This window comes from Flavobacterium sp. (genome assembly GCF_046155325.1).
Taxonomy (GTDB): Bacteria; Bacteroidota; Bacteroidia; order Flavobacteriales; family Flavobacteriaceae; genus Flavobacterium.
In genome coordinates this window covers 1-5244 of record NZ_JBJXDQ010000035.1, presented here as the reverse complement: position 1 = coordinate 5244, position 5244 = coordinate 1, and the positions used below count along the sequence as shown (strand labels likewise).

Sequence of the window (5244 nt, the reverse complement as noted above, 5' to 3'; positions counted from 1 at the left end):
AAGTTGCTATTTATAATTCAAATGGACAATTAGTGAAAAAATATGATGATTTTCAAAAAAAAGCTCTTGAAAGTCAAACTAACCAGTATAATGTTTCGGATTTAAACAACGGAATTTACTTCGTGAAAGTGATTTCAGAAAATACCTCAAGAACAATGAAAATTATCATAAAAAAATAGTTTTTTTCACTCTCTTTATAAAAAAAAAATCTCATTCATAGTTGTACAAATTTACCCATTATATGTATTTCTAGTTGGCCTGTAATTTATATTTTTGAAATATAAATAATTTAATAGATTTACCGATTAAACCTTTTTTAAAATAAGCTGTTCCTAAAAGCAGTATTAATTAAATAGTATATAAAAATATTACTAAACAAATGAATAAAAGCAATCAAGCATTCCATTTATTTATTATTGCATTCGCAATGATACTATTTGCTCCACTCGCAGCACAACAAAAATCAAAACCTAATATTTTATTTTTTGCAGTAGATGATTTAAAACCTATTTTGGGTTGTTACGGCAATACTTTGGTAAAAACACCCAATATTGACCGATTGGCAAAAATGGCAACGGTTTTCAATAACAATTATTGCCAACAAGCTGTTTGTGGACCTACAAGAGCCAGTATAATGACCGGAAAACGTCCTGATAATACTGGAGTTTGGGATTTAAAAACCAGAATGCGTGATGTTCATCCTGATATTTTGAGTTTGCCACAGCATTTAATTACCCAAGGTTATTCAACGCAAGGAGTTGGAAAAGTGTATGATTCTCGTTGTGTGGATGACGCTTTGGACGAACCTTCGTGGAGTGTACCCTATTATAATTATTTTAAAACAGAAGAGCGTTTTTATCCTAAAGATTTAGGCGCTCCTATTTCTGGACATTATCAATCCCCAGAATCTAAAAAATTGAATGAGAAGTATAGACTTGAAGCCGAAGCAAAGGGAATGTCTAAAAAAGAAATTACAGATTACGTTTCTAAATCTGTGAAACCAGCCGTTGAATGTGTTGATGTTCCAGACAATGCTTATAATGATGGTGCCAATGCCTTGAGAGCTATAGAAATTTTGGAAAAACTCAAATCCGAAGTTCAACCTTTCTTTTTCGCTGTTGGTTTTTCAAAACCACATCTCCCTTTTGTCGCTCCTAAAAAATATTGGGATTTATACAAAAGAGAAGATATGCCAGTGGCTGCTTTTCAAGAACAACCTAAAAACAGTGTAGACGTTGCTTTTCATAATTCAGGCGAAATAAGAGCGTATACAGATATTCCTCCTTTAGTGTCCTTCACGGACCAGAAAGAGTATGGTTTGACATTGCCCATAGACAAACAAAAAGAATTAATTCACGGTTATTATGCTGCCATTTCTTATATGGATGCCCAAGTGGGTAAAGTATTGGATAAATTAGATGCTTTAGGATTAACAAAAAATACTATAATTGTACTTTGGGGCGATCACGGTTGGCATTTGGGAGACCATAATCTTTGGTGCAAACACACTAATTTTGAACAAGCGACTCGTACACCTCTGATTATTTCGGCTCCTGGAATTGCACCAACTACATCAAATTCCCCTTCCGAATTTGTAGACGTTTTTCCAACGATTTGTGACTTGGCTGGTGTAAAAATTCCGGATGTAGTTGACGGGAAAAGTCTTAAGCCTTTGATGGATAAATCATCTCAATCGGTCAAAGATTTCTCTATTAGTCAGTATCCTCGAAGCGGAACTAAAAGCGAAACCGAGCGTCAAGGGTATGCTTCTTCAAAAGTAATGGGCTATTCTTTGAGAGACAAAAGATACCGATATACCATTTGGCTGGGAAATGATTTTAGAAGTACCCAAGCTTTCAACGACAAATTAATAGTTGGAACAGAATTGTATGATTATGATAAAGATCCTAATGAAACCGTAAACGTGGTAAACGATGAGTCATATCAATCCGTTACCAAGGATTTAAAGGCTAAATTGCTAGACTTTTTTAAGTCACAAGTACAATAAATTGAAATCCAAAAAGGATCATGTGTCTTTAAAGACCATTTAAAAATTCTGGAAAAATGCACACTCAATGGAATTACTTATAACAATGAAAAATAATTTTTTAGTCGTTTTTCTTACCTTGGGTTTCTTGGCAAATGGACAAACAGAAAAAGTTGCCCAACAAACGACCAATGAAAAAGCACCAATTGCCAAGGAAGGCATTACAGTGAAATCTTGCTGCGTAGCTGCAGTTCCCAAAAGGTTTGCTTCAAAATCTACCGTAAAAAATCCCGAAGGCATGGTTTGGATTCCTGCAGGAACCTTTAGTATGGGAGGCGATAATGGCCAAGCCCGTCAAGATGAATTGCCAAAACATGAAGTGAAATTGAATGGCTTTTTTATGGATGTAACCGAAGTAACCAATGCGCAATTTGCAAAATTTGCTGAAGCAACGGGTTATGTTACCACAGCCGAGAAAGATATTGATTGGGATGAATTAAAAAAACAATTGCCATCGGATACACCAAAGCCAGATGCCGAAACCTTGAAAGCAGCTTCATTGGTATTTGTTCCGACCCAAGGTGAAGTGAATTTACAGGATTATAGTCAATGGTGGCAATGGACACATAATGCCAATTGGAAACATCCAAAAGGAAAAGATAGTGATATTGTTGGAAAAGAAAACCTTCCGGTGGTTCACATCAGTTGGGATGATGCCAATGCCTACTGTAAATGGGCGGGAAAAAGATTGCCAACAGAGGCGGAATGGGAATATGCCGCAAGAGGCGGATTGGACAAAAATACCTATGCTTGGGGTAATATTAAGGTGGATGAAGGGAAGATACATTGTAATTATTGGCAAGGAAGTTTTCCCTATAAAAATGAAGTTACCGATGGTTTTTTTGGAGCTGCTCCTACAAAATCATTTGATCCCAACGGCTATGGATTGTATGATATGGGAGGAAACGTTTGGGAATGGTGTGCAGATTTATATAACAATACCTATTATGGTGAATTTGAAAATGTAAAATTATCAGACAATCCTATAGGTCCTTCAGCTAGTTTTGACCCTGACGAGCCATTGGTAGCCAAAAGAGTTATGAGAGGAGGTTCTTTCTTGTGTAATGAATCCTATTGCAGTGGCTACAGGGTTTCGGCCAGAATGAGAAGTTCTGCTGATTCTTCAATGGAACATTTAGGTTTTAGATGCTTACAAAACAAGTAATAGCTTATAAAATTTTCAATTAAAAATAATGTTAAATATGCAATGGTAATATGACACTAAAAAGAAACCTAGAACAGCTCTTATGTTTGACTTTACTTCTTATACAGGTATGTTTAGTTAGTGCGCAACAGCATTCTAAAACGAAAGTGAAAGTAATTTTTGCTGATAATTTTAAAAAAGATAAAGGCCTTTGGGTTTCAGAATTTGAACAAGCCGAAACTTCTTCGATGAAAATTAGTCAGGGGAAATTGGATGTCATTGCTACTGCTGGCGGAACAGTATGGTACAAAAACAAATTACAAGGGAATATTATGATAACCTACAACGCCACAGTGGTTAATGCAGGCGGAAAAAATGATCGAGTTTCTGATATGAATACTTTTTGGATGGCAAGTAATCCAACCTCTGAAAATATAAATAATCAAAGCGGAAAATTCGAATCCTATGATAATCTTCATTTGTATTATGCAGGTATTGGCGGACACGATAATGAAACTACTCGTTTTAGAAAATACACAGGCAAAGGACAAAAAGCGGTTTTAAAAGAATACACAGACAAAGAACATTTGTTAGTAGGTAATAAAAAATATGCCATAAAAATAATTGTCAACAACGGTCTCGTTCAATATTTTGTAAACGATAATTTATTTTGGGAATACCAAGATGATTCGCCTTATAAAGAAGGTTATTTTGGATTTCGGACGTATATAAGTCACCAAATTTATGAGGATTTCAAAGTGTATCAATTGCCTGAAGCAAAGATAGTGAGTAAAGACTCTATAGCTTTGGAAAACGATTTTGTCAGAGTGATGAAAAATGCATCCGTAAAAACAGCAGACGATGCCGCTCTTTTTGGCAAGAGAATTGTTATATCCTTGACTCCATTAGAATGTAAAAGTACTGCAGGTATAAAAACAATGCAAAGAGGAGAAATAATAGTTTTCAATCCAGAAGAGTCTTATTCAATAGAAAAAGGAGATTATTTTGAAGTCGCTTTTAAGCTAAAACATCCCGAACCCAAAGGCCCAGAAGAATGGCTCGAACCGCTAAAAAACAAAATTGTTTATGAAGATGATTTGTTTCGGGTTTTTGAAGAAAGACTTGCTCCAGGTGATACTCGTGAGCTTCACAGCCATTCACAACGCATTGTAGTTCGACTCAATAAAGTACAATTGACCGATCCAAGATTTAAACCCAACGGATCTCCGGGAGAAGGAATTCAGGTGCCAAATACCGTAAAATTTGCGGAGCCAATGGTTCACGTCGTTAAAAACTTAAGTACAGACACCCTACTTTTTAATATCATAATTGAATTTAAAACACCTAAGTAAGTCGAAAGTTTTAATGTCGTAAAGTCAAAAGTCTCGAAATAGTAAAAAACTATATAAATAAGCCAATTACAATAACTACCTATTTTGAAATACGACACTTAATTACACTTAGTACTTATTTACAACAACAAAAAATAAAAAATGAAAAATAAATATATTTTAATACCCTGCGTCGGACTTTTGTTTAGCTGTTTAGCCTTTTGTTCAAATGCTAAATCGATTCATCAAGTACAAAAAGTCAATTCCCTTGATAAAGAAATCTTGGTTTCCAACTCATTAGAACTCAACTCGGCAATAGCTTCGGCAAGTCCGGGAAATGTTATTGTAATGAAAGAGGGTGTTTGGACCGATGTAGTCATTGATTTTAAGTCCATTTCCAGCGCCTCAGAACCCATAACCTTGCGTGCCCAAACTCCCGGAAAAGTTATATTAAACGGAGGTTCCAGACTAATTTTTTCAAAACCCAATCTAGTTGTTGATGGACTTTTGTTCCAAAAGGGAACCATTACCAAAAAGGATGCAGCCGTTGTACTTTTTAATTCAGATAATTGCCGACTTACCAATTCGGCTATAATTGATTATAATCCAGCCGATTTTAATACGGAATATTATTGGGTACTTTTTGATGGAAGTCACAATAGAATGGATCATTGCTATTTTACCGGAAAAAGTAACAAGCAACCTGTGGTACAAAACGGGGA

Annotated in this window: 5 protein-coding genes; all 5 read left to right on the top strand. The window is 35.3% G+C overall.

Annotation, left to right across the window (positions count from 1 at the left end; all coding sequences use genetic code 11):
* Window positions 1–8 precede the first annotated feature (8 nt).
* Window positions 9–179 carry a T9SS type A sorting domain-containing protein gene (locus ACKVOD_RS02430; RefSeq protein ID WP_409207893.1) on the top strand — a complete coding sequence of 57 codons (171 nt, stop codon included), beginning with the start codon at window positions 9–11 and terminating at the stop codon, window positions 177–179.
* Window positions 180–379: 200 nt separating this feature from the next.
* Entirely contained in the window at window positions 380–2008 is a 1629-nt protein-coding gene (locus ACKVOD_RS02425) for a sulfatase (RefSeq protein WP_409207892.1), read from the top strand.
* Window positions 2009–2075: 67 nt separating this feature from the next.
* On the top strand, window positions 2076–3212 hold the full coding sequence (locus tag ACKVOD_RS02420) for a formylglycine-generating enzyme family protein (protein ID WP_409207891.1): 1137 nt from the start codon (window positions 2076–2078) through the stop codon (window positions 3210–3212).
* Between the two features lie 146 nt (window positions 3213–3358).
* Window positions 3359–4543, top strand: a complete 1185-nt coding sequence (locus tag ACKVOD_RS02415; protein WP_409207890.1) for a DUF6250 domain-containing protein — start codon at window positions 3359–3361, stop codon at window positions 4541–4543.
* A gap of 141 nt (window positions 4544–4684) precedes the next feature.
* The coding region (locus ACKVOD_RS02410; protein WP_409207889.1) for a chondroitinase-B domain-containing protein at window positions 4685–5244 on the top strand (560 nt) is incomplete at its 3' end.

Excerpts from the sequence above, each read along its gene's own strand:
- ACKVOD_RS02420 (WP_409207891.1), top strand. The coding sequence starts at position 2,076 with ATGGAATTACTTATAACAATGAAAAATAATTTTTTAGTCGTTTTTCTT.
- ACKVOD_RS02425 (WP_409207892.1), top strand. The coding sequence starts at position 380 with ATGAATAAAAGCAATCAAGCATTCCATTTATTTATTATTGCATTCGCA.